Source organism: Variovorax sp. J2L1-78 (assembly GCF_030317205.1).
GTDB lineage: Bacteria > Pseudomonadota > Gammaproteobacteria > Burkholderiales > Burkholderiaceae_C > Variovorax > Variovorax arabinosiphilus.
The window spans coordinates 678,766-701,202 of the sequence record NZ_JASZYB010000002.1 but is presented as its reverse complement, the minus strand read 5'-3'; the positions used below and the strand labels follow the sequence as shown (position 1 = coordinate 701,202).

The following is a 22,437-nucleotide window of genomic DNA, read 5'->3' as shown; positions in this document are numbered from 1 at the left end:
GGTGCCGCGCTTCCACTGTGCCGTTCCCCTGCAGGCCGGGCTCGCGCTCGCACTGCCGCCCGGCGCCGCACGCCATGTACAGGTGCTGCGGATGCAGCCCGGCGAGGCGCTGACGCTGTTCGACGGCCGCGGCGGCGAATACGCCGCAGTGGTCGAGCGCATGGGCCGCAGCGAGGTCACCGTGAACGTCGGCGCGCACGACCCGGTCGAACGCGAGGCGCCGCAGGCGGTGCACCTTGCACTGGGCATGCCGGCCAACGACCGCATGGACTGGCTGGTCGAGAAGGCGACGGAGTTGGGCGTCGCGAGCATCCAGCCCCTGATGACCGCCCACGGCGTGTTGCGCCTGGCCGGCGAACGGGCCGAGAAGAAGCGCGCCCACTGGGAAGCCATCGCGATCGCCGCCTGCGAGCAGTGCGGCCGCAACCGCGTGCCGCAGCTCCACCCGGTGCGGGCCTACGCCGACTGGCTCGGCGATGCGCACACGGACGATGGCGTGCAGCGGATCGTCCTGAGCCTGGTGCCTGGCACGCAGCCGCTGGCCGCTCTGCCGGCTGCAGGCGCCTGGCAGGTGCTGAGCGGGCCGGAAGGTGGCCTGAGCGCCGACGAAGAAGCCCGCGCGCTGGCTCAAGGCTTCCGTCCGTCCCGGCTCGGCCCCCGCGTGCTGCGCGCCGAGACCGCAGCGCTCGCGGCGCTGACGCTGCTGGGCGGGGCATGAGTGCGGTCTTCGTCCGGCCATCGCGCTTGCGGCGCCGCTTCCATCGCGTGCCCGCCTTGCTCGCGGGCCTTTGCCTGGCAGGCGCCGTGCAGGCCCAGCATTTCGCACCGAAGGCCGTGGCCGACAGGACGGTGCGTCCGGAGGTCCGGCTTGCCTTCAAGCGGCTTCTGGCCGCGCCCGTGGTGCAGCGCACGCTGGACGCGGTGCGCGACGACCACCTCAACACCATCGACGACCTGCGGCTGCTCACCGAGATCGAGGCGCCGCCCTTCAAGGAGCGACAGCGCGCCGAAGCCTTCCTCGCGCGGCTGAAGGCGCTGGGCCTGACCGATGCCACCATCGACGGCGAAGGCAATGTGCTCGGGCTGCGCAAAGGCCGCGGCACCGGCCCGACGCTGCTGGTGTCGGCGCACCTGGACACGGTGTTCCCGGCCGGCACCGACGTGCGCGTGCGCGAGCGTGAAGGCCGTCTCTACGCGCCCGGCATCTCGGACGACACGCGCGGCCTCACGGTGCTGCTGTCGTGGCTGCGCGTGCTGAACGAGCAGAAGGTGCAGACCGAAGGCGATCTGCTGTTCGCCGCAAGCGTCGGCGAAGAGGAACTCGGCAACCTGCGCGGCATGAAGCGCATCTTCGCGGAGCACCCCGAGATCGACGGCATGGTCGGGCTCGAACCCGCACCCGACGGCAGCGTTCTGGTGGCCGGCACCGCGAGCCGTCGCCACGAGATCGTTTTCAGCGGGCCGGGCGGACACAGCTTCGGCGCCTTCGGCCGCGTGCCCAGCGCCGTCCACGGCATGGGCCGCGCCATCGCGAAGATCGCCGACCTGAAAACGCCCAGCTTCCCGCGCACGACCTTCACCGTGGGCACGGCGAGCGGCGGCACCGCGGTCAACGTCATCGCGGCCGAGGCCCGGATGGCGATCGACATCCGCTCAGATGCACCGACCGAACTGCGGGTGCTCGAGCGCAGGATCTTCGAGGCAGTCGATGCCGCCGTGCAAGAGGAAAACGCCCGCGCCCGCACCGACACGCTGCGTGCCACGCACCGATTGGTCGGCGAGCGCCCGGGCGGCCGTACGCCGAGCGACGCGGTGATCGTCGAGGCCGCCGTGCGTGCCAACGCCAGCGTGGGCCTGCGCACGCTGCTGCGTGGCGGCAGCACCGACGCCAACGTGCCGATGTCGCTGGGCATCCCGGCCATCGTGGTGGGCGGCGGCGGGCAGACCGGCGGCTTCCACGCCCTGGACGAATGGATCGACCTGCACGAGGCCTGGCGCGGCGCGCAGAATTCGCTGCTCACGGTGCTGAGCTTGGTGGGCGTGCAGCGGGTGAGCGCGCCGCTGCTGGCCAGGCGGTCCGCCGCCAATTGAGTCACGCGCGCGGCGGATACCAGCGGGCCGACGGGTTCCCAGGCGACGCGCGGACGCGCACAATCGCAGCCCTTCGTTCACACATCAAGGAATAGGTCATGGGATTGCTCGACTCGATGCTCGGTCAGGTGCTCGGCGGCTCGCAGGGCGGGCAGGGCGATCTCGCCGGTGCGCTCGGCGGCCTGCTCGGCAACAGTGGCGGGCCGGAAGGGCTCGGCGGCCTGGTCTCGAAGTTCGAGCAGGCAGGCCTCGGCGACGTCATCGGCTCCTGGATCGGCAAGGGCGAGAACGCGCCCGTCTCCGGCGGCCAGCTCAACGAGGTGCTCGGCAGCGACGCGGTCTCCGCCATCGCCGGCAAGCTGGGCATCAGCCCGGGCATGCTGCTGCCGATGCTGGCCACGCTGTTGCCGTCGCTGATCGATCGGCTCACGCCGAACGGCCAGATCCCCGAGCAGGGCGTCGGCACCAACGAAGAACTGCTGTCCTCGCTGAGCGGCCTGCTGCAGAAGCGTTGAGGGCCGGGCGCCCGCCGGCCCGCCGCGACGCATGAACCGCAAGCTCTGGCTACTGGCCGCCTGCCAGGGGCTCTTCCTCACCAACAACGTCACCTTCATCGCCATCAACGGGCTGGTGGGCCTGAGCATGGCACCACGCGCCTGGATGGCCACGCTGCCGGTGATGGGCTATGTGGTCGGCGGCGCGCTTTCCACCGGCCTGGTTGCGCGCACGCAGCAGCGCTACGGTCGCCGCCGGTCGTTCCAGATTGGCCTCGGCGTGGCCTTCGCGGCGGCGCTGCTGTGCGCGCTGGCGGCCGTCAGCCGCAACTTCTGGCTGCTGACGCTGGCCACGGTCATCGCGGGCTACTACAACGCCAACGCCGGCCTCTACCGGTTCGCCGCTGCCGAACTCACGCCGCCCGAGGGCCGCGAGAAGGCGGTGTCGATTGTGATGGCGGGCGGGCTCATCGGCGCGGTGGCCGGCCCGAACCTCGCGAGTGCCACGCGCGACCTGCTCGCCGTTCCCTTCGCTGGCGCGTATCTCGCGCTGGCCTGCGTGGCCCTGCTCGCCATGGCGGTGATGCACTTCATCGCGTTCCCCGCCGTGCCGGCCGCGCAGCGTGCGAACGGCGGCCGGCCGCTGCGCGAGATCGTTCGACAGCCAGTGTTCGCGGTGGCCGCGCTTTCCGGCGCATTGGGCTTCGGCGTGATGAACCTGCTGATGGCCGCGACGCCGCTCGCCATGCAGATCTGCAGCCTGCCGTTCCCGGACGTGGCCTTCGTGCTGGAGTGGCACGTGATCGGCATGTTCGCGCCGGGCTTCTTCACCGGGCACCTGATCCGGCGCTTCGGCCCGCTGCCGGCGATGGGCGTGGGGCTGGTGCTGCAACTGGGCTGCATCGCCGTGGCGCTGTCGGGCGTGGACCTGCACCGGTTCCTGGTCGCGCTGTTCCTGCTTGGCGTGGGCTGGAATTTCCTCTTCACCGGCAGCACGACGCTGTCGCTGGGCGCCTACACGCCGGAGGAGCGCGACCGCGCGCAGGGCGCGTTGAACTTCAGCGTGTTCGCGACCGTGGCCGTCACCTCGCTGGCCTCGGGCGTGCTGGTCACGACGCAGGGCTGGCAGTGGCTGAACATCGGCTCGCTGGTACCGGTGGCGATGATCGCCGCGGCCCTGCTGTGGTTGGCGCGCCGGCAGGCCGTGGCACGGCGCGCGGCCGCGACGGTCTGACGGCGATCGACCTGAGGCGTCAGGCGGCGACCGGCTCCGCCTGCGCCTTGCGGTGCGCCACCGGCAGCGCGGCGATCACCTCGGCCACCGCCGCCGTCAGCTTCTTCGCATAGGGCACGTGCAGGAATTCGTTGGGGCCGTGCGCGTTGCTCTTGGGACCGAGCACGCCGCAGACCATCATCTGCGCAGTCGGGAAGCCTTCGCTGAGCATGTTCATCAACGGGATCGTGCCGCCCTGGCCGATGTAGCCGCAGGGCGCGCCGAAGTGCGCCTGTGACGCGGCGTTGAGCGCCTGCTCGAACCACGGCGTGATGGCGGGCGCGTTCCAGCCGGTGGCGCCGCCGCCGCCCTCGAAGGTGACCTTGGCCTGGTAGGGCGCGTTGTCTTCGAGCAGCGCCTTGAGTTCCTGCACCGCGCGGTCGGCATCGACCAGCGGCGGCAGGCGCAGCGACAGCTTGAACGCGGTGTAGGGGCGCAGCACGTTGCCCGCGTCTTTCAACGCCGGGAAGCCGTCGGCGCCGGTGACCGACAGCGTCGGCTTCCAGGTGCGGTTGAGCAGCGCCTCGACCGGGTCGGTGGTGGTGGGCAACGCGAAGGTGGTCGAGCCGCCGCAGTCGTAGTGCGCCCACGGGAAGCGCTTGAACAACTCGTCGCCGAGGATGCCGGCGGTCACGCGCGCCTGCGCCAGCCGGTCGGCCGGCACCTCGCAATGGAAGCTCGCGGGCAGCAGGCGGCCAGTGGCGCTGTCCTCAAGGCGGTCGAGCACCTGCCGCATGATGCGGAAGCTCGACGGCACCAGGCCCGAGGCGTCGCCGGAGTGGATGCCCTCGGTCAGCACCTCGACCTTGAGCGTGCCGCCGGCCATGCCGCGCAACGAGGTGGTGAGCCAGAGCTGGTCGTAGTTGCCGGCGCCGGAGTCCAGGCAGATCACCAGGCTGACGTCGCCCAACCGGTCCTTCAGGGCCGTGACGTAAGGCAGCAGGTCGTAGGAGCCGCTTTCCTCGCAGGTTTCGATGAGGCCGACGATGCGCGGGTGCGCAGCGCCCTGCGCCTTGAGCGCCTGCAGCGCCGCCACGCTGGCGTAGACGGCATAGCCATCATCGGCACCGCCGCGGCCGTAGAGCAGGCCGTTCTCGTACTTCGGTGTCCAGGGGCCGAGGTCGTTGCGCCAGCCGGTGAACTCGGGTTGCTTGTCGAGGTGGCCGTACATCAGCACGGTCTCGCCCATGTCGGTGCCGGTCGCGGGCACCTCGAAGAACAGCACCGGCGTGCGGCCCGGGAGACGCACGATCTCGAGCGTCAGGCCCTCGACCTTCTGCGCCTCGACCCAGGCCGCGGCATTACGCAGCACGGTCTCGAGGTAGCCGTTGGCCGACCATTCCTTGTCGAAGCCCGGCGACTTGGCCGGGATGGCAATGTAGTCGGTGAGTTGCCGGAGGATGTCGGTGTCCCACTTCGTGGTGACGTCGGACAGGGCGCGCTCGGCATCGAGTGCGCCGGCGGGCCTTTGGCCAATTTCGCGGTGCAGGGGGGCGTTCATCGGGGTTCTCCGCTGAAAGGAATCGAGGGAAAAAGCATTGTGCGCCTGCGGCCGCGCCGCGTAGAGTGCGCAGTCCCAATCCCGACTCGACATGAGGAGCGTCCGATGAGCAGCAGCAAGGCGACCGACCGCATCCGCGTGGGCATCGGCGGCTGGACCTACGAGCCCTGGCGCGACAACTTCTATCCCGCCGACCTGCCGCAAAAGCAGGAGCTGCACTACGCGAGCCGGCAGGTCACCGCGATCGAGGTCAACGGCACCTACTACAGCACCATGAAGCCCGAGAGTTTCCGCAAGTGGCATGACGAGACGCCCGACGACTTTGTCTTCTCGCTCAAGGCCTCGCGCTACGCGACCAACCGCAAGCTGCTGGCAGGGGCGGGCGAATCGATCACGCGCTTCGTCGACAGCGGCATCACCGAGCTCAAGGACAAGCTGGGGCCGATCGTCTGGCAGTTCATGCCGACCAAGGTCTTCGACGCGGAGGACTTCGCGGCCTTCCTCGCACTGCTGCCGAAGAAGGCGGGGAGCCACACCCTGCGTCACGTGATGGACGTGCGGCACGAGAGCTTCATGGCGGCCGAGTACCTCGCGCTCGCACGCAAGCACGGCGTCGCGACGGTGTTCACCGACTCGGACAAGTTTCCATCCTTCGCCAACCTCACGGCCGACTTCGCCTATGCGCGCCTGATGAACAGCGACGCGAAGCTGAAGGCCGGCTATGCGCCGAAGGCCCTGACGGCGTGGGCGGCGCGTGCGCAGCAGTGGGCCGGTGGCAGCGCGCCGGACGATCTGCCGCGTGTGGACGGTGCCGACGATGTCGCGGCCAAGGCACGCGACGTGTTCGTCTTCTTCATCAACGGCGCCAAAGAAAAAGCACCTGCCGCAGCAGGTGCCTTGATCGCGAAGCTGGGCGCCTGATCAGGCAGCTTGCAGCGACGGCTTCTTCGATTCCGATGCGCCGAAGGTGATCTCGCCGGAGAGCTGGCCGCCTTCCTCGATCACGATCTTGCCGTAGCGGATCTTGCCGGTGACCTTGCCGGTCGAATGGATGACGAGCTTCTCACGCACCGTGAGGTTGCCGTCGAAGACGCCGCGGATCTCCGCGATGTCGATCTCGGCCGAGCCCTTGAACTCGCCCTGCTCGGCAATCTGGATCACGCGCGAATCCATCGTGGCCTCGACCAGGCCTTCGACCACGAGCGTGTCGCAGTCGGTGATCTCGACGCCCTTGAGCTTGATGTTCGGGCCGACGGTGAGCTTGCTGCCGCCTTCCTTCACGGCCGGTGCGGTCGCAGCCGGCGTGGTGGGCGTCAGGGCCGAAGGCGTGACGGGCGTGCCGGCGAGATTGGTGCCACCGCCGACGAGCGGCGCAGGGCGGGAATTGAAGTTGTCGGTGTCGCGGTCACGCTTGCCGAAGAAGGGGGACTGTGAAGCCAAGACTTACTCCTCTGGAAACGGCCTATCGTAAGAAGCCCACGCACCATGCTGGCACTTTTTTCCGAAAGATTGGTAACGAGATCATTCGCCTGGCGCAGCATTGGGTACTTTCGATGTGCTTCGAGGGCGCACAACGACAATGCCATCGCCGTCGCTGCTCCTTCACCGATCCATGCCCAAGAAGAAACCTCTGCCACGCTCTGCCGCCGGCCCGGCCATCGCCGACGAAGTGCCGGTCGAACTGCGCTTCGGCAAGCCCGACCACGGATGGCGGCTGAAGCTCTATTCGATCATCTTCGAATCCGAGACACGTGCGGGCCGGTGGTTCGATCTGGCGCTGATTGCGGTCATTCTCGTGAGCGTTCTGGTGGTGGTGCTCGACAGCGTGCAGCCGATCCGCGCGCGATGGGGCTCGGTCTTCGGCGTGCTGGAGTGGTTCTTCACCATCGTCTTCACGCTCGAGTACATCGCGCGCCTGGCCTGCCTGAAGCGCCCGATGCGCTACGCCGCGAGCTTCTATGGCGTGGTGGACCTGCTGGCGCTGCTGCCGACCTATCTCGCCATCCTGGTGCCCGGGCTGTCGGTGCTGATCGACGTGCGCATCCTGCGGTTGCTGCGCATCTTCCGCATCTTCAAGATGTCGCGCTATGCGGCCGAGTACCGCACGCTGGTGACCGCGCTGGCCGCGAGCCGCCGCAAGATCATGGTGTTCGTCGGCTTCGTCCTCATGGTCGTGCTGGTGCTGGGCACGCTGATGTACGTGGTCGAAGGGCCGCAGCACGGCTTCACCAGCATTCCCGTCGCGGTGTACTGGGCCATCTCGACCATGACCACCGTCGGCTTCGGCGACCTGGTGCCCAAGACCGACATCGGCCGCGCGATCGCCTCGGTGATGATGCTGCTGGGCTGGGGTGTGCTGGCCGTGCCGACCGGCATCGTGTCGGCCGAGATGGTGCGTTACGGGCGTGATGCGATGCCCGCACTGACGGGAGGCCACGGCCTGCTGGCGGAGGCATTGCACATCGCACCGGACACGCGCCGTTGCGCCGACTGCGGCGCCGGCCAGCACACCGCCGACGCCCGCTTTTGCCGATGCTGCGGGAACGCGCTGGGCTGAGCCCTCAGGCGTTGGCGTCGGCCCAGACGGCACGGCCCTGCGACGCATCGTCGATGCGCGCCACGAGCGCCGGGGCGTCGGTCTCGACCACCTGGAAAGTGCAGCGAACGAGCGTGCCGTGTGCGACATCCATCAGCGACGCACCGGCCGCGACCAGCTCGCGGCGCAGCATGCCTTCCATCGCATAGGGCACGCTGCACGACAAGGTACGCTGCCGCTGCAACGGCAGCTTGGTCGCGCCGAGCAGCGCCTGCGCCACCGCATCGGTGTAGGCGCGCACCAGGCCGCCCGCGCCCAGCTTCACGCCGCCGAAGTAGCGCACGACGGTTGCGAGCACGCCTTCGAGATCCTGATGCCGCAGCACCTCGAGCATCGGCCGGCCGGCGGTGCCGCCGGGCTCGCCGTCGTCGTTGGCCGCCGACTGCCCGCCGGCCATCAGCGCCCAGCAGACGTGCGCCGCGCCGGGATGCGCCACGCGCAGATCGTTCACGACGCGCAATGCGGCCTCGCGGTCGGCCACCGGCTGCACGCAGCCGATGAAGCGGCTCTTCTTGATGACGAGCTCGCTGTGGACCGCGGCGGCGAGCGTCTGCGCCACGGGCTCAGGCGCGCTCGAACTTGAAGACGGCCGTGCCGGCGCGCGCGTTCGGCAGCCAGCGCACCTCGCGGTCGTCCTGCACGCCGAAGGCATCGAGCACGCGCAGGCTGTTCTTGCCCGCGAGCACCTCGAAATCCTTGAAGGTGCCGACGCGGATGTTGGGCGTGTCGTACCACTGGTAGGGCAGGCGGCGCGTCACCGGCATGCGGCCGCGCGCGATGCTCAGGCGGTTGGGCCAGTGCGCGAAGTTGGGGAAGGCGACGATGCCGATGCGGCCCACGCGCGCCGTCTCGCGCAACATGACCTCGGCATTGCGCAGATGCTGCAGCGTGTCGATCTGCAGAACGACATCGAAGGACGCATCGTCGAACATCGCGAGGCCTTCGTCGAGGTTCAGCTGGATCACGTCGACGCCGCGGCGGATGCACTGGAGCACATTGCCGTCGGCGATCTCCACGCCGTAGCCGCTGCAGCCGCGCTCGCGCTGCAGCAGGTCGAGCAGGGCGCCGTCGCCGCAGCCGAGGTCGAGCACGCGCGCGCCTTCGGGCACGAGCTTGGCGATGAGACGCTGGGTGTCGATGTCGCTCATGCTGGCAGCTCTGCCGCGACGCGCTCGAAGTAGGAGCGCACCACGCCCATGTAGCGCACGTCGTCGAGCAGGAAGGCGTCGTGGCCGTGGGGCGCGTCGATCTCGGCGTAGCTCACGCTGCGGCGGTTGTCGAGCAGTGCCTTGACCAGCTCGCGGCTGCGCGCGGGGGAGAAGCGCCAGTCGGTGGTGAAGCTCACCAGCAGGAACTTCGCGGTCGCCTTCGCGAAGGCTTCGGTGAGGTCGCCTCCGTGTTCACGCGCCGGGTCGAAATAGTCGAGCGCGCGGGTGATCAGGAGGTAGGTGTTCGCGTCGAAGTACTCGCTGAACTTGTCGCCCTGGTAGCGCAGGTAGCTCTCGATCTGGAACTCGATGTCCTGCGTGGAGTAGCGGTAGTGGGTACCCGCGATTTCGCCTTCGACCGCACTGCGCAGCGTGCGCCCGAACTTCTCGTTCATCACGTCGTCGCTGAGGTAGGTGATGTGGCCGATCATCCGCGCGATGCGCAGGCCGCGCTTGGGAATCACGCCCTGCTCGTAGAAATGGCCACCGTGGAAGTCGGGATCGGTCACGATGGCGCGGCGCGCCACCTCGTTGAAGGCGATGTTCTCGGCCGTCAGGTTGGGCGCGCTGGCCACGACCACGGCGTGGCGCACACGCTCCGGATACTGAAGCGTCCACGACAGCGCCTGCATGCCGCCGAGGCTGCCGCCCATCACGGCCGCGAGCGTGCGGATGCCCAGCACGTCGAGCAGGCCGGCCTGCGCGTCGACCCAGTCTTCGACGGTGACCACCGGAAAGTCGGCACCGTAGACGCGGCCGGTGGCGGCATTGACGTGCATCGGCCCCGTCGAGCCGAAGCAAGAGCCGAGGTTGTTCACGCCGATGACGAAGAAGCGGTCGGTGTCGAGCGGCTTGCCGGGCCCGATCATGTTGTCCCACCAGCCTTCGGACCTGGGCTGCCCGGCATAGACGCCGGCGAGGTGGTGCGACGCATTGAGCGCATGGCAGACCAGCACCGCGTTGCTGCGGTCGGCGTTGAGCGTGCCGTAGGTTTCGTAGGCGAGCGAATAGTCGCTGAGCGACGCGCCGCTGCGCAGGGGCAGCGGCCCCGCGAAGGACATGGACTGTGGAACGACTTCGAAAGACATGGACGAAGAAAAACCCGGCCTCGCCAAAAAACGAGCCGGGTTCGGCCACGGTCTTTAGCTGAATTTGTTAAGCGCCCGCAAGCTGTAGCAAATCGGCGCCCGGCGAGTATAGCCGTGCCGTCAGCCGACGATCATCACCACGCCCAGCACCAGGAAGATCGCGGCCGAAATGCCGTGGACCAGCTTGATCGGCACGCGCCGCATGATGCGTTCGCCCAGGAAGACCACCGGCGCATTGGCCAGCATCATCCCGAAGGTCGTGCCGGCGACCACGCCGATGTAGTCGTTTACGAAGCGCGCCGCCAGCATGACGGTCGCGATCTGCGTCTTGTCGCCCATCTCGGCCAGGAAGAAGGCGACGACGGTGGTGCCGAAGACGCCGAAATGCGAGCGCGTGCCGGTCTCCTCCTCGTCGAGCTTGTCCGGGATCAGCATCCACAGCGCCATCGCGATGAAGGCCCCGCCGAGCAGCCAGCGCAAGGTCGTCGGCCCCAGCCACTGGGTGACGAAGGCACCCACCGCGCCGGCGAGCGCATGGTTGACGAGGGTGGCGGCGAAGATGCCCAGCACGATCGGCCAGGGTTTGCGAAAACGCGCCGCGAGGACGAGCGCGAGCAGTTGGGTCTTGTCGCCCATTTCCGCCAGGGCGACGATGCCGGTGGCGACGAGAAAAGCTTCCATGATGACGTGGGGATTCCTCGGCCGAAGCAGACGCAATTGACCATGCAACCCTTCGGCCGAATCCCGAAGTTGCATGGTCAAAGGTCTCGCCAAGTGCTGACCGCTTGCGCCATGTCCTGTGTGGGGCAGGACAAGTGTGTTGACGCAAACCCTTCTCGCGATGGAAGGCGGCTACTCCCCAATGACCGGCCGATTCTAACGGTGTGGGCCGATCATCTTGTGAGCCAGCGCTGACTTCTCAGAGTGAAAACGGCGGCTGCGCCGAGGGGAAAATCCTGCTTGCAAATTTCATATTTCACCCATAATGCACGAGCCTCCCTTCAAATTTGCCAGGGCGGAAATTGGGTGATCGGTCAGTTTCGCGCGACTCGGCGATCCGCCGGGATGATTGCTTTCGGGACTCCATCGCTTTCTTTGATGTGTTTATGAGGAGTCCCTCGATGGGCAACAAACTGTACGTCGGCAACCTGCCTTATTCGGTGCGCGACGGTGATCTGGAACAGGCCTTCGGCCAATTCGGCTCCGTGACCAGTGCCAAGGTCATGATGGAACGTGACACCGGCCGCTCGAAAGGCTTCGGCTTCGTCGAAATGGGCAGCGATGCCGAGGCACAGGCCGCCATCAGCGGCATGAACGGCCAGCCGCTGGGCGGCCGCAGTGTCGTGGTCAACGAAGCACGCCCCATGGAAGCCCGCCCGCCCCGTAGCGGTGGCTACGGCGGTGGTGGTGGCGGCTACGGGGGTGGCGGCGGTGGTGGTTATGGCGGTGGCGGCGGCAATGGCGGGGGCGGCTACGGCGGTGGCGGTGGTGGCCGCAGCGGTGGTGGCGGTTACGGCGGTGGTGGTGGTGGCCGCAGCGGCGGCGGTGGTGGCGATGGCGGTTTCCGCAGCCCCTACGGTGCCGGTCCGCGCGGTGGTGGTGGCGGCCGCAGCGGTGGTGGCGGCGGCTACGGCGGTGGTGGCAACAGCGGCTACTGACCCACAGCGCTCCGCAACAAGGCTCCTTTCGAGGAGCCTTTTTCATGCCTGCGACGGCGTATCGGCGCTCAGCCTTCGTCGCGTCGCTTCTTGCGCCCCCGCCCCTGCACGGCGCGGTCGAACACGGCATTGGGCAACAGGCGCATCAGCTTCGCGACGACGCCCATCTGCCAGGGAATCACGCGGTAACTGCGGCCGGCCTCGATGGTGCGGAAGGCCTGTTCGGCGAAGTCGTCGGCCCGCATCAGGAAGGGCATGCCGTAGCGGTTGTCCTGCGTGAGCGGCGTGTCGATGTAGCCGGGGCAGATCGTCACGACTTTCACGCCGCTCGCACGCAGCTCGCCGCGCAGGCTCTCGCAGTAGGCGACGACACCCGCTTTGCTGGCGCAGTAGGCGCCGTGACCCGGCAAGCCACGGATCGCCGCGACGCTGCCGATGCCGACCAGCCGGCCGCTGCCCCGTGCCGCCATCGCGGCGACGAAAGGATGAAAGGTTGCCGCCAGGCCGACGTTGTTGATGGCGAAGGTCTGGGCCAGCACGTCGAGGTCGCCGCGGTCCGCCGTGTCGATGCCGACACTGATGCCGGCGTTGGCGATCACCACGTCCGGCAGCCCCTGTTCGGCGATGCAGCGTGCGCCGACCGCGGCGATGGCATCGATCTGCGCCACGTCGGCACCGTAGATGGCGCAGCGGTCCGCGGCGATGCCGCGCGCAACCATCCAGGTGGCGATCTCCCCGGTGCGGCGCGCGACCAGCGCCAGGTCGTAGCCGGCGTCATGGAAGCGGCCGGCCAGCGCCTGGCCGATGCCGCTGGAGGCGCCGGTGATGAAGGCCAGCGGCCGCGGGTGGGCAGCCATGGGAACGCGTCAGCGCGGCGCGCGCGACGCCGGCGTCGGCGCGGTGGCCGATGGCACCAACTGGCCGCGCACCCGGCCCTGCAGGTTGGCGACGCCGCTCAGGTTGTCGTAGTCGAGCGTGTCGGCCGTGAAGCGATCGGTGCCGCGGATGAGCGTGACCGGCTTGTTCGACGTCACGCGTTCGCTGTCGAGGTACGCATGCAGGAAGTCGCCCCGGAACTCCAGCCGCGGGGCTGCGCGACCGGACGCGACGGTCGCCGCGTCGCGCACCACCACCGCGTTGCCGAACAGCTGCACCTCGCTGCCATCGCCATTGGACAAGCCGCGGTCGGCCGTGGCTCGCGTGACGAGGCCCTCGGGCGAAATGGCACGGATGCGCACCTTGTCGACCTCGAGCGTGTCGTTGTCGGGGTAGTGACGTCCTTCGGTGCCGAAGAGTTCGCTGCGCAGCTCGCCGCTCGGCAAGAAATTCTTGATGACGAAGCCGCGCATGAAGAAGTCCGGCTCGTGGGTCGGTGCCGCCTTGGCGGTGGGCTCGAGCAGCTTGGGCGCGTTGCGCACCAGCCAGTAAGTGCCCAGGGCCAGCAGGGCTGTCACGATGACCGGGAGGTAGATGGTGGCGCGGTCGACCGCGTCACGCAGCAGCGCACGAAACGGCTTCATGCGGCGGGGCCTCGCGCCGCATCGAGCAGGCGTCGGTAATGACCGCCGGCCGTCAGCAGCAGGTCGCAGAACTCGCGCGCCGCGCCTTCGCCGCCGCGCGCCGTCGTGACGTGGTGGGCGATGGCGCGCACTTCGGCATGCGCGTTGGGCGGCGCCGCGCAGAAGGCGGCCCGGCAGAGCACCGGGAGGTCGGGCCAGTCGTCGCCGATGGCGGCGGCCTGCGTCCACGCGAAGCCCAGCTGCGCCAGCATCGCCTCGGCGGCGGGAAGCTTCTCTTCGGTACCGTAGCGCACATGCTCGATGCCCAGGGCCTCGAGCCGCACACGCAGCGGCTTGGAATCGCGCCCGGTGATCACCGCCGGCACGATGCCTGCCGCGCGCAGCAGCTTGAGGCCGTAGCCGTCGAGGATGCTGAAGCGCTTGAGCGTCTCGCCGTGCTCGCTGAAGAACACGCCGCCGTCGGTGAGCACACCGTCGATGTCGAAGAAGGCAATGCGGATGTCCTGCGCCGCCAGCAGGGTTTCAGTGGGGAAACGCGTTGCCATCAGATGACCTTCGCGCGCATCAGGTCGTTAATGCTCAGCGCGCCGATCAGCACCTGGGCCGCGTCGACCACCAGCACGCTGGTGATGCGGTGATGCTCCATCAGTTCCGCAGCCTCCACGCCCAGCGCCTCGGCGCGGATGGTGCGCGGCGCGGGGTGCATGACGTCGGCGGCGGTGAGCGCCCGCAGGTCGGCGCCGGTTTCGATCAGGCGGCGCAGGTCGCCGTCGGTGAAGATACCGACCGGGCGGCCTTCGGCGTCGACCACCGCCGCGGCGCCCAGGCCCTTGGCGCTCATCTCGCGCATGAGGTCGCTGAAGGTGGCAGTGGGCGCCACGCGTGGCACGTCGTCGCCCGCGCGCATCAGGTCACTCACCAGCGTGAGCAGCTTGCGCCCGAGCGCGCCGCCCGGGTGCGATCGCGCGAAGTCCTCGGCACCGAAGCCGCGGGCATCGAGCAGCGCGACGGCCAGCGCGTCGCCCATCGCCATCTGCGCGGTGGTGCTGGCCGTCGGCGCCAGGTTGAGCGGGCAGGCTTCCTTCTCGACGCCGCTGTCGAGCACGAGGTCGGCATGGCGCGCCAGCATCGAGTCGCGCCCACCGGTGATGGCGATCAGCGGCACGCCCTGGCGCTTGACGACCGGCAGGATGGCGGCGAGCTCGTCGCTCTCGCCGCTGTTGGAAATCGCCAGCACCAGGTCGACCGCCTTGATCATGCCGAGGTCGCCGTGGCTGGCTTCGGCCGGGTGCACGAACATCGCCGGCGTGCCGGTCGACGCCAGCGTGGCGGCGATCTTGCGGCCGACATGGCCGCTCTTGCCCATGCCCATCACGACCACGCGGCCGCGCACCCCGAGGATCTTGTGCACGGCCTCGACGAAGCTCGGGCCGATGCGCGACTTCAGGCCGAGCACGGCCTCGGCTTCGATGTCGAAGGTGGTGCGGGCCCGCGCCAGCAACGTCTCCGGGTCGGCCTTGTCGGCCAGGGGGGGGCGGGAACTCATCCGGCGGATTTTATCGGTCGGCCGTCTTCCGGCCCGCGGACCCCACGAGTGGCCCGGCCCCGCGCATGGCGCTTGCTAGCATCGGGCATGTCCTCGCTCGATCTCACGCTGTTGTATTTGCTCGCTGCGGTGATCGGCGTGGTGGCCTGCCGGTCGCTCAAGCTGCCGCCGATGCTGGGCTACCTGTCGGCCGGGGTGCTGATCGGGCCGCACGCGCTGGCACTGGCGCAGAACTCCGAGGGCATCCGCCACCTGGGCGAATTCGGCGTGGTGTTCCTGATGTTCGTGATCGGGCTGGAGTTCAGCCTGCCCAAGCTGCGCGCGATGCGCCAGCACGTGTTCGGCCTCGGGCTGCTGCAGGTGATGCTGACCATGAGCATCGCCACCGCCGGGGCCCTGTTGCTGGCGCAGTTGCTGCCGCCGGCCTGGCAGCTCGGCTGGCAGACGGCACTGGCGCTGTCGGGTGCGCTCACCATGAGCAGCACGGCCATTGTCGTGAAGCTGATGTCCGAGCGCCTCGAGCTCGAGAGCGAGCACGGCAAGCGCGTGATGGGCGTCCTCCTGTTCCAGGACCTGGCGGTGGTGCCGCTGCTGGTGCTGATCCCGGCCCTCGGCGCGCCACCCGAGACGCTCTTCAAAGCCCTGTCGATCGCGCTGCTGAAGGCCACCTTCCTGGTGGGCGTGCTGCTCTACGGCGGTCCGCGCGTGATGCGCTGGTGGCTCACGCTGGTGGCGCGGCGGCGCAGCGAGGAGCTGTTCATGCTCAACCTGCTGCTCGTCACGCTGGGCCTGGCCTGGCTCACCGAGCTGGCCGGCCTGAGCCTGGCGCTGGGCGCCTTCATCGCCGGCATGCTGGTGTCGGAAACCGAATACAAGCACCAGGTGGAAACCGACATCCGGCCCTTCCACGACGTGCTGCTCGGTCTGTTCTTCATCACCATCGGCATGTCGCTTGACTGGCACATCGTGGTGGAGCGCTGGGCGCTGGTGGCGGTGCTGCTGGTGCTGCCGCTGGCCTTCAAGCTCGGGCTGGTGACGCTGCTGGCACGCGGCCTGGGCGCGACCACCGGTGTCTCGCTGCGCGCCGGCCTGTACCTGGCGCAGGCCGGGGAGTTCGGCTTCGTGCTGCTCACGCTGGCGCAGGACCGCAGCCTCTTGCCGCCCTGGCTGGCGAATCCGGTGCTGGCATCGATGGTGCTGTCGATGCTGGCGACGCCCTTCATCATCATGTACAGCAACGCCATCGTGCGCAAGCTGGTCGCCAGCGACTGGATGCAGCAGTCGCTGCAGATGACGAGCATCGCGCGCAAGACGATCAACACCGCGCAGCACGTGATCATCTGCGGCTACGGCCGCTGCGGCCAGAACCTGGCGCGCATCCTCGAGCGCGAGGGCATCCCGTACATGGCGCTCGACCTCGACCCCGACCGGGTGCGGCAGGCCGCCGCCGCCGGCGACTCAGTGGTGTTCGGCGACGCCGCGCGCCTGCAGGCACTGATGGCGGCCGGCCTGGCGCGGGCCAGCGCGGTGGTCGTGACCTACCTCGACGTGCCCGGCGCCCTCAAGGTGCTGGCCAACACGCGCGCGCACGCGCCGCAGGTGCCGGTGATCGTCCGCACGCAGGACGACCTCGACCTGGAGAAACTGCAGGCCGCCGGCGCGACCGAGGTGGTGCCCGAGGCCATCGAAGGCTCGCTGATGCTGGCCAGCCATGCGCTGGCCCTGGTCGGCGTGCCGATGCGGCGCGTGATCCGTGTGGTGCAGGACCTGCGCGACGCCCGCTACAACCTGCTGCGCGGCTACTTCCATGGTGCCGACGACGACCGGGGCGACGAGATCGACCACGAGCGGCTCAACAGCTTCACGCTCACGCCCGGCGCACGGGCGGTCGGACGGGCGCTCGGCCAGCTCGCGCTGCACGCCGTGGGTGTGCGCATCGTGGGGATCCGCCGGCACAGCGGCACGGCGGCCTCGCTGGCCGACGACACGGTGCTGGACGACGGCGACACGCTGGTGCTGTCGGGCAAGCCCGAGGCGCTGGCGCTGGCGATCGAGGTGCTGCAGAAAGGCTGATGCGCGCGGCGCATCGATGCAATTTCAGGCGGCGTTGGTCGGATTGCGCTTCTCTTCGTCGATGCGCTGCTGCTTGCGCACCGCGTCGCAGCGCGCATGGGTGCTGAACTCGGGCTTGGCGCATTGCACGACCAGGCACTGTGCCGTGGCGATGAAGTTGCGACCGGCACAGGCCTGCGCCGGGTCGGCCGGCGGCGGCGGGTCGACTGGCACCGTCGACGGCGCGGCCGCCGCCGGTGCCGCGGCGACGGGCGGTGCCGCGGCGGGTGGCGCCGACACGGACGCCGCCTTGCGCGGCTTCCGTGTTGCCGGCACCGCGGACGGGCCGGCGACGGCCGGCGAAGAAGCCATGGGCGCAGGCGCGGCAGCGGCCGTCTTTTCGACGGGGAGCGCTTCGGCCGGTGACACCGGGGCCGAGACCGGCAACACGACGGGCTCCGGTGCGGAGGCAGGCGCCGACACGGGTACCGCCGTCGGATCTTGTGCCTGCGGTTGCACCACCACCGGCACCGGCCGCCGATGCAGGCCGCGGTAGACATACAAGCCGCCGGTGGCGACGACGATGGCCGCGGCCGCCAGCAGCACCCAGAACACGCTGCGGTCGCGCGGTCGCGGCGCCACGTCCAGCAGATGCGGACGCGAGGAGGGCTCGGCAGACGCGCTGCGCAGCGCCGACGGGCGCGATGCACGGGCCGCCGGCTGCGAACCGGCACGCGGTGGCGGCGCGCGGCCGTCGTCCAGCGACGCCACGACCGTGGCGCCCCACGCGTCGTCGAGCGCCTCCGCTTCCGCGGCCGAACGTGGCGGCAGGCTCACCAGCTTGCCGCCGCACCCCTTGCAGAACTTCGCCGCGTCACGGTTCTCCGTGCGGCAGGCCACGCAGAGCAATGCCATCGCGCGCTCAGGTCACCGCGACGCGCTTGAGCCGGTCGACCATGCGCTTGGCGATCACGCCGCCGAGGGCGATCACGATCTCCAGCGCCAGGTTCGGCTGGCGGTTCGACATCTCGGCGAAGCGCACCGGCGTCAGCCGCCAGACCCGCGCGGCGCCGATGGCCACCACGTTGGCGGACCGCGGCAGCCGCGAGAAGAAGGAGCCTTCGCCGACCACCGCCCCCGGATTCAGGATAGCCAGCTGCATCTGGCCCTTGCTGCCGGCCAGGTGCACGCTGAGCGTGCCGCTCTCGATGAAGAACAGGGTGCGGTCCTGCGCACCCTGGCTGATCAGCACATGCCCGGCGGGCAGATCGAAGCCCTGCATGTATTCGCCGAGCAAGTCCCATTGCTGCGCATTCAGCGCTGGCGCAAAGGCGTCGTAGCTCGTGTTGTGCGTGACCGCACGGCACAGCGCCTGGATGGCGGAAGACATGGTCCGGTCTCCTGTGTTCGGTGAGAACCGTAAATGTAGACAAATGTCACACGCTTGTGTCCGGGGATGTACTACTTTCCTATGCAGAATCGCGAAAAAATCACACCCAGTAAATCATCGGAGCCGAATTCGCCGGTGATCTCGTTCAGAGCGTTCTGCGCCAGGCGCAGCTCCTCGGCCAGCAGGTCGAGCGCGGGGTTGCGGGCGCCGAGGTGCGCCCCGGCCTGCGCCAGATGCCGCGCCACGCGCGCCAGGGCGTCGACGTGGCGGGCCCGCGCCAGGTACAGGCCTTCGGGGACCGACTGCCAGCCGGCGATTTCCAGCAAGCGCTGGCGCAGCGCCTCGATGCCGTCGCCCGTCTTGGCAGACAGCGCCACGCCGCCGGCCGGTGCCGGCGACGACGCCGCGTCCTGCTTGTTCCAGACATCCAGCACCGGCACGTCCGCCGCGAGACGCGACTGCAAGGTGCGCAGGATCTCGGCATCCGCCGCCGCGTAGGCCGGCGCCTCGGTGCGGGTCAGGTCATGCAGGAACAGCACCGCGTCGGCGCTGTCGATCTGGCCCCAGGCGCGGGCCACGCCGATCTGCTCGACCTCGTCGCTGCTGTCGCGCAGCCCGGCGGTGTCGGCCACGTGCAGCGGCACGCCCTGGATCTGGATGGTCTGCGACACCACGTCGCGCGTGGTGCCGGCCACGGCGCTCACGATGGCCAGCTCGGCGCCGGCGAGCGCGTTGAGCAGCGAACTCTTGCCTGCGTTGGGCTGGCCGGCGATCACGACCTTGATGCCTTCGCGCAGCAGCGCGCCCTGGCGCGCGCGCACGCCGACGGCGGCCAGTTGTGCCTGCAGCGCGGCGAGCTGGCCCGCGGCATCGGCCTTCTGGAGGAAGTCGATGTCTTCCTCGGGGAAGTCCAGCGTCGCCTCGACCAGCATGCGCAGGTGCACCAGCGCGTCGCGCAGCCCATGCACCTCGCGCGAGAAGGCGCCCGACAGCGAACGGCCGGCGCTGCGGGCCGCGGCCTCGGTGCTGGCGTCGATCAGGTCGGCGATCGCCTCGGCCTGCGCGAGATCGATCTTGCCGTTGAGGAAGGCACGCTGGCTGAACTCGCCCGGCTCGGCCACGCGCAGGCCGCGCAGCCTCGGCTTGCCGCTGGGCGCATCGACCTCGGCGGCTGCCTCGAGGCAGCGCGCGAGCAACAGTTGCAGCACGACCGCACCGCCGTGGGCCTGCAGTTCGAGCACGTCCTCCCCGGTGAAGGAATGCGGCGCCGGGAAATGCAGCGCCAGCCCGCGGTCGATGGCCTCGCCATCGGCATCGAGAAAGGGCAGGTAGGTGGCCTCGCGCGGCTTGAGCGGCCGTCCGCACAGGGCGTCGATCAGCGGGCCGAGCGCGCGGCCCGAAACACGCACGATGCCGACCGCACCGCGTCCGGGTGCGGTGGCGATGGCGACGATCGGGTCGGTGGAACGGGCCAGCATGGAAGACCTATTGTTTCGCAGTTGCCATGGAAAAGGGCCGCTTGCGCGGCCCTCGGAGCAGATCGGCGTCGGGCCCGGGCCTACTTGCCCAGGACGCCCAGGCGCTTGTTGATGAACCACTGCTGCGCGATCGACAGCGTGTTGTTCGTGATCCAGTACAGCACAAGGCCGGCCGGGAAGAAGATGAACATCACGCTGAAGGCCAGCGGCATGATCCACATCAGCTTGGCCTGCATCGGGTCCGGCGGCGTCGGGTTGAGCCAGGTCTGGAACAGCGAGGTGGCGGTCATGATGACGGGCAGGATGAACCAGGGGTCCGGCGCCGAAAGGTCGTGGATCCAGCCGATCCAGGGCGCGTGGCGCATTTCGACCGACGACAGCAGCACCCAGTAGAGCGCAATGAACACCGGAATCTGGATCACGATGGGGAAGCAGCCACCCATCGGGTTGACCTTCTCGGTCTTGTAGATGCGCATCATCTCCTGCTGCATCTCCTGCGGCTTGTCTTTCAGCCGCTCGCGCATCTCCATGATCTTCGGATTGATGGCCTTCATCTTGGCCATGCTGGCGTAGGCCTTGGCGTTGAGCCAGTAGAAGGCCGCCTTCAGCAGCACGACCAGCGCGACGATGGCCCAGCCCCAGTTGCCCAGGATGCCGTGCAGCTGGTTCAGCAGCCAGTACAGCGGCTTCGAGATGATCGTGAAGATGCCGTAGTCCTTGACCAGTTCGAGGCCGGGCGCGAGCGCCTCGAGCTTCTTCTCTTCTTCGGGGCCGGCGAACAGGCTGCTGTCGATCGTCTGCGACGCGCCCGGCGCCAGCTTCTGCAGCGGCAGCACCATCGCCACGGAGTACAGATTGTTGCCCAGATCGGCCACACGGAATTCGCGCTTGAGGTTGTCGCTGCCGGGGACATTGAGCAGCCAGGCCGACACGAAGTAGTGCTGCACCATCGCGATCCAGCCGTTGTTGGCGGGCGGCGGCAGTTCGGCTTTGTTCTTCGTGATGTCGGCGAACGCGACCTTGTGGAACTTCTTCTCGTCCGTGTAGAGCGCCGGGCCGGTGAAGGTGTTGGTGCCGAACATGGTGCCGGCGGCCACGGTGCCGTGGCGCACGAACTGCAGGTACAGCTGTGCGTCGCGCGGCTGGTCGCCCACGTTGACCACCTGGTGCTTCACGCGGATGGCGTAGTCGCCGCGGGTGAACACATAGGTCTTGACGTACTTGAGGCCGCCGGCGGGTTGCGACTCGAACGCGACCTCCAGCGTGTTCTGCCCGTCTGCCAGCGTGCGCGGGCCGGCCGTCGGCGTCATCGGCGTCAGGTGGTTGGGAAAGCGGTCGCCGCTGTCGACGGTGTTGAGCAGGCCCGTCTGCGCGACATAGCGCGTCGCCGGCGAGCCATCTTCCATCAGCGTGACGTCCTTGATGACGTTGGGTGCCGGCGGGTTGCCGATGAGCCGGTGGAAGGTTTCGATCAACCCGCCGTTGTTGGTCTGCTCGTCATACTTGCGCAGCTGCAGCTCCGACAGCGTCCCGCCCTGGCCGTCGATGACCGCGGAGAACACGTCCGTCGTGATCTTCACCTTCTCGCCGGCCGCTGCCGGTGTGCCCTGCGTGGGCACCGCCGCCGCGCTCGCGGTGCTGCCGGCAGCCGTCGGAAGCGCACCGTTGGCGGCCTTGGGCGATGTCGGGGCGGTGCCCGCCGCCGGCGGGGCCGGCTGGGTCGTCCTCGAAGGCAGGAAGGTCGGCTTGTTGCCGTTGTAGACCTGCCACTGGTCCCACAGCATCACCAGCGAGAAACCAAAGATCACCAGCAGGATGGTGCGGCGAATATCGTTCATGAAGAAGACTTCTTGTCGGAGGAGAGAAAGGCGAACAGCGATCGCGAAGCGTCGCGCCCGGCCTTCGTGGGAGGCACCGGATCGTGGCCGCCCTGGCACCAGGGCTGGCAGCGCGCGATGCGGTGCAGGGTGAGATAGCTGCCCTTGGCAGCGCCATGGCGCTCGAGCGCCTCGATGGCATAGACGGAACAGGTCGGCTCGAACCGGCACGACTGCCCGAGCCAGGGACTCAGGAGCAACCGGTAGGCCTTGACCAGGCCGATCAGCGCGCGCCGGATCATGGACGCGCCGCTTGGGCCCGCTGGAGCAGTTGCTGGAGTTCGGCGCGCACGGCCGCCTTGAGCTTGTCCGACGTGGCGCTCACGAATTGCTTGCGGTCGAAACCGGCGCGCAGACGCACCACGTGCGCAGCAGGCGGCAGCGAAGCTTCGGCCAAGGCGCTCACGGTATAGATCTGTCGCTTGATGGCATTGCGCGTGACCGCGCGGCGAGCCCAGCGTTTGGGCACCATGGCGCCCACCCACACGTCGCGCGCGCTGCCGAACAGCGACTCGGCCCCGGCTGGCGCGTCGAGCGTGCAGCGGTGCAAGGCGAAGTGGGCGGTGCGCGCCACGGTGGCACCAGCGAGGACGGCCTGGAACTGCGCGCGGGTCTGGAGCCGCTGCATGGAACCCGCCCGCAGTGCGCCACGCGGGGCTGCGGAC

24 protein-coding genes and 1 riboswitch are annotated in these 22,437 nt (G+C 69.0%); of the genes, 8 read left to right on the top strand and 16 right to left on the bottom strand.

Features of this window, described 5'->3' with window-relative positions:
* Position 1: 1 nt before the first annotated feature.
* From QTH86_RS17235 to QTH86_RS17220, 4 genes are all read left to right on the top strand, one after another.
* Positions 2-718, top strand: coding sequence for a 16S rRNA (uracil(1498)-N(3))-methyltransferase (locus QTH86_RS17235; RefSeq protein WP_286647422.1), 717 nt, complete (start codon positions 2-4; stop codon positions 716-718).
* Complete coding sequence (locus tag QTH86_RS17230; protein ID WP_286647421.1) at positions 715-2,091, top strand: M20/M25/M40 family metallo-hydrolase; 1,377 nt, start codon at positions 715-717, stop codon at positions 2,089-2,091. Before QTH86_RS17235 ends, QTH86_RS17230 begins: the two co-directional genes overlap by 4 nt.
* 98 nt (positions 2,092-2,189) lie before the next feature.
* Positions 2,190-2,606, top strand: a complete 417-nt coding sequence (locus tag QTH86_RS17225) for a YidB family protein (protein ID WP_286647420.1) — start codon at positions 2,190-2,192, stop codon at positions 2,604-2,606.
* Between the two features lie 31 nt (positions 2,607-2,637).
* Complete coding sequence (locus QTH86_RS17220; RefSeq protein WP_286647419.1) at positions 2,638-3,819, top strand: MFS transporter; 1,182 nt, start codon at positions 2,638-2,640, stop codon at positions 3,817-3,819.
* Between the two features lie 19 nt (positions 3,820-3,838).
* On the opposite strand, the gene QTH86_RS17215 is transcribed toward QTH86_RS17220, so the two are convergent.
* Positions 3,839-5,359 (bottom strand): M20 family metallopeptidase, encoded by a 1,521-nt coding sequence (locus QTH86_RS17215; RefSeq protein WP_286647418.1) that lies wholly within the window; start codon positions 5,357-5,359, stop codon positions 3,839-3,841.
* 105 nt (positions 5,360-5,464) lie between these two features.
* Between QTH86_RS17215 and QTH86_RS17210 the strand changes: the two genes are divergently transcribed.
* The gene (locus QTH86_RS17210) at positions 5,465-6,280 is read left to right on the top strand and encodes a DUF72 domain-containing protein (protein WP_286647417.1); all 816 of its coding nucleotides are present in this window, start codon (positions 5,465-5,467) and stop codon (positions 6,278-6,280) included.
* On the opposite strand, the gene QTH86_RS17205 is transcribed toward QTH86_RS17210, so the two are convergent.
* Entirely contained in the window at positions 6,281-6,799 is a 519-nt protein-coding gene (locus QTH86_RS17205) for a bactofilin family protein (RefSeq protein WP_286647416.1), read from the bottom strand. It abuts the gene before it with no gap.
* Between the two features lie 172 nt (positions 6,800-6,971).
* On the opposite strand from QTH86_RS17205, the gene QTH86_RS17200 reads away from it, so the two are divergent.
* Positions 6,972-7,916 carry an ion transporter gene (locus QTH86_RS17200; RefSeq protein ID WP_286647415.1) on the top strand — a complete coding sequence of 315 codons (945 nt, stop codon included), beginning with the start codon at positions 6,972-6,974 and terminating at the stop codon, positions 7,914-7,916.
* A gap of 4 nt (positions 7,917-7,920) precedes the next feature.
* Here the strand turns inward: QTH86_RS17200 and QTH86_RS17195 are convergent, their stop codons facing one another.
* The 4 genes from QTH86_RS17195 to QTH86_RS17180 all read right to left on the bottom strand — a co-directional run bounded on the left by QTH86_RS17195 (position 7,921) and on the right by QTH86_RS17180 (position 10,932).
* Entirely contained in the window at positions 7,921-8,514 is a 594-nt protein-coding gene (locus QTH86_RS17195) for an IMPACT family protein (protein WP_286647414.1), read from the bottom strand.
* A 4-nt stretch (positions 8,515-8,518) separates the two neighbouring features.
* Positions 8,519-9,103, bottom strand: a complete 585-nt coding sequence (metW, locus tag QTH86_RS17190) for a methionine biosynthesis protein MetW (RefSeq protein ID WP_286647413.1) — start codon at positions 9,101-9,103, stop codon at positions 8,519-8,521.
* On the bottom strand, positions 9,100-10,251 hold the full coding sequence (metX, locus tag QTH86_RS17185) for a homoserine O-succinyltransferase MetX (RefSeq protein WP_286647412.1): 1,152 nt from the start codon (positions 10,249-10,251) through the stop codon (positions 9,100-9,102). Before metX ends, metW begins: the two co-directional genes overlap by 4 nt.
* A 120-nt stretch (positions 10,252-10,371) precedes the next feature.
* The gene (locus QTH86_RS17180; protein WP_286647411.1) at positions 10,372-10,932 is read right to left on the bottom strand and encodes a TMEM165/GDT1 family protein; all 561 of its coding nucleotides are present in this window, start codon (positions 10,930-10,932) and stop codon (positions 10,372-10,374) included.
* An 11-nt stretch (positions 10,933-10,943) separates the two neighbouring features.
* A riboswitch (yybP-ykoY riboswitch) is annotated at positions 10,944-11,124 on the bottom strand.
* A gap of 248 nt (positions 11,125-11,372) precedes the next feature.
* Here QTH86_RS17180 and rbp point away from each other — a divergent pair.
* Positions 11,373-11,909, top strand: coding sequence for an RNA-binding regulator (rbp, locus tag QTH86_RS17175; RefSeq protein WP_286647410.1), 537 nt, complete (start codon positions 11,373-11,375; stop codon positions 11,907-11,909).
* 68 nt (positions 11,910-11,977) lie between these two features.
* Here rbp and QTH86_RS17170 read toward each other — a convergent pair whose 3' ends face one another.
* From QTH86_RS17170 to QTH86_RS17155, 4 genes are read right to left on the bottom strand one after another with little or no spacing between them, the layout of a single operon-like run.
* A complete protein-coding gene (locus QTH86_RS17170) occupies positions 11,978-12,766 on the bottom strand; it encodes an SDR family oxidoreductase (RefSeq protein ID WP_286647409.1) in 789 nt (262 codons plus the stop codon).
* Positions 12,767-12,775: 9 nt separating this feature from the next.
* Positions 12,776-13,429 carry an LPS export ABC transporter periplasmic protein LptC gene (lptC, locus tag QTH86_RS17165; protein ID WP_286647408.1) on the bottom strand — a complete coding sequence of 218 codons (654 nt, stop codon included), beginning with the start codon at positions 13,427-13,429 and terminating at the stop codon, positions 12,776-12,778.
* A complete protein-coding gene (locus tag QTH86_RS17160; RefSeq protein ID WP_286647407.1) occupies positions 13,426-13,974 on the bottom strand; it encodes a KdsC family phosphatase in 549 nt (182 codons plus the stop codon). Before QTH86_RS17160 ends, lptC begins: the two co-directional genes overlap by 4 nt.
* On the bottom strand, positions 13,974-14,975 hold the full coding sequence (locus QTH86_RS17155) for a KpsF/GutQ family sugar-phosphate isomerase (protein ID WP_286647406.1): 1,002 nt from the start codon (positions 14,973-14,975) through the stop codon (positions 13,974-13,976). Before QTH86_RS17155 ends, QTH86_RS17160 begins: the two co-directional genes overlap by 1 nt.
* A gap of 87 nt (positions 14,976-15,062) precedes the next feature.
* On the opposite strand from QTH86_RS17155, the gene QTH86_RS17150 reads away from it, so the two are divergent.
* Entirely contained in the window at positions 15,063-17,048 is a 1,986-nt protein-coding gene (locus QTH86_RS17150) for a monovalent cation:proton antiporter family protein (protein WP_286647405.1), read from the top strand.
* A gap of 24 nt (positions 17,049-17,072) precedes the next feature.
* Here QTH86_RS17150 and QTH86_RS17145 read toward each other — a convergent pair whose 3' ends face one another.
* From QTH86_RS17145 to QTH86_RS17120, 6 genes are all read right to left on the bottom strand, one after another.
* Positions 17,073-17,942, bottom strand: a complete 870-nt coding sequence (locus QTH86_RS17145) for a hypothetical protein (RefSeq protein WP_286647404.1) — start codon at positions 17,940-17,942, stop codon at positions 17,073-17,075.
* A gap of 7 nt (positions 17,943-17,949) precedes the next feature.
* Entirely contained in the window at positions 17,950-18,417 is a 468-nt protein-coding gene (locus tag QTH86_RS17140; RefSeq protein WP_286647403.1) for a Crp/Fnr family transcriptional regulator, read from the bottom strand.
* Between the two features lie 71 nt (positions 18,418-18,488).
* Positions 18,489-19,895 (bottom strand): tRNA uridine-5-carboxymethylaminomethyl(34) synthesis GTPase MnmE, encoded by a 1,407-nt coding sequence (gene mnmE / locus QTH86_RS17135; protein WP_286647402.1) that lies wholly within the window; start codon positions 19,893-19,895, stop codon positions 18,489-18,491.
* An 80-nt stretch (positions 19,896-19,975) separates the two neighbouring features.
* Positions 19,976-21,733 carry a membrane protein insertase YidC gene (gene yidC / locus QTH86_RS17130; protein WP_286647401.1) on the bottom strand — a complete coding sequence of 586 codons (1,758 nt, stop codon included), beginning with the start codon at positions 21,731-21,733 and terminating at the stop codon, positions 19,976-19,978.
* Positions 21,730-22,014 (bottom strand): membrane protein insertion efficiency factor YidD, encoded by a 285-nt coding sequence (yidD, locus tag QTH86_RS17125; RefSeq protein ID WP_286647400.1) that lies wholly within the window; start codon positions 22,012-22,014, stop codon positions 21,730-21,732. Before yidD ends, yidC begins: the two co-directional genes overlap by 4 nt.
* On the bottom strand, positions 22,011-22,400 hold the full coding sequence (locus QTH86_RS17120) for a ribonuclease P protein component (protein WP_286647399.1): 390 nt from the start codon (positions 22,398-22,400) through the stop codon (positions 22,011-22,013). Before QTH86_RS17120 ends, yidD begins: the two co-directional genes overlap by 4 nt.
* Positions 22,401-22,437 lie beyond the last annotated feature (37 nt).

Coding starts and splice junctions, on each gene's coding strand:
- QTH86_RS17230 (WP_286647421.1), top strand. CDS start 715: ATGAGTGCGGTCTTCGTCCGGCCATCGCGCTTGCGGCGCCGCTTCCAT.
- QTH86_RS17225 (WP_286647420.1), top strand. CDS start 2,190: ATGGGATTGCTCGACTCGATGCTCGGTCAGGTGCTCGGCGGCTCGCAG.
- QTH86_RS17220 (WP_286647419.1), top strand. CDS start 2,638: ATGAACCGCAAGCTCTGGCTACTGGCCGCCTGCCAGGGGCTCTTCCTC.
- QTH86_RS17215 (WP_286647418.1), bottom strand. CDS start 5,359: ATGAACGCCCCCCTGCACCGCGAAATTGGCCAAAGGCCCGCCGGCGCA.
- QTH86_RS17210 (WP_286647417.1), top strand. CDS start 5,465: ATGAGCAGCAGCAAGGCGACCGACCGCATCCGCGTGGGCATCGGCGGC.
- QTH86_RS17200 (WP_286647415.1), top strand. CDS start 6,972: ATGCCCAAGAAGAAACCTCTGCCACGCTCTGCCGCCGGCCCGGCCATC.
- metW (WP_286647413.1), bottom strand. CDS start 9,103: ATGAGCGACATCGACACCCAGCGTCTCATCGCCAAGCTCGTGCCCGAA.
- metX (WP_286647412.1), bottom strand. CDS start 10,251: ATGTCTTTCGAAGTCGTTCCACAGTCCATGTCCTTCGCGGGGCCGCTG.
- QTH86_RS17180 (WP_286647411.1), bottom strand. CDS start 10,932: ATGGAAGCTTTTCTCGTCGCCACCGGCATCGTCGCCCTGGCGGAAATG.
- rbp (WP_286647410.1), top strand. CDS start 11,373: ATGGGCAACAAACTGTACGTCGGCAACCTGCCTTATTCGGTGCGCGAC.
- QTH86_RS17170 (WP_286647409.1), bottom strand. CDS start 12,766: ATGGCTGCCCACCCGCGGCCGCTGGCCTTCATCACCGGCGCCTCCAGC.
- lptC (WP_286647408.1), bottom strand. CDS start 13,429: ATGAAGCCGTTTCGTGCGCTGCTGCGTGACGCGGTCGACCGCGCCACC.
- QTH86_RS17160 (WP_286647407.1), bottom strand. CDS start 13,974: ATGGCAACGCGTTTCCCCACTGAAACCCTGCTGGCGGCGCAGGACATC.
- QTH86_RS17155 (WP_286647406.1), bottom strand. CDS start 14,975: ATGAGTTCCCGCCCCCCCCTGGCCGACAAGGCCGACCCGGAGACGTTG.
- QTH86_RS17150 (WP_286647405.1), top strand. CDS start 15,063: ATGTCCTCGCTCGATCTCACGCTGTTGTATTTGCTCGCTGCGGTGATC.
- QTH86_RS17145 (WP_286647404.1), bottom strand. CDS start 17,942: ATGGCATTGCTCTGCGTGGCCTGCCGCACGGAGAACCGTGACGCGGCG.
- QTH86_RS17140 (WP_286647403.1), bottom strand. CDS start 18,417: ATGTCTTCCGCCATCCAGGCGCTGTGCCGTGCGGTCACGCACAACACG.
- mnmE (WP_286647402.1), bottom strand. CDS start 19,895: ATGCTGGCCCGTTCCACCGACCCGATCGTCGCCATCGCCACCGCACCC.
- yidC (WP_286647401.1), bottom strand. CDS start 21,733: ATGAACGATATTCGCCGCACCATCCTGCTGGTGATCTTTGGTTTCTCG.
- yidD (WP_286647400.1), bottom strand. CDS start 22,014: ATGATCCGGCGCGCGCTGATCGGCCTGGTCAAGGCCTACCGGTTGCTC.
- QTH86_RS17120 (WP_286647399.1), bottom strand. CDS start 22,400: ATGCAGCGGCTCCAGACCCGCGCGCAGTTCCAGGCCGTCCTCGCTGGT.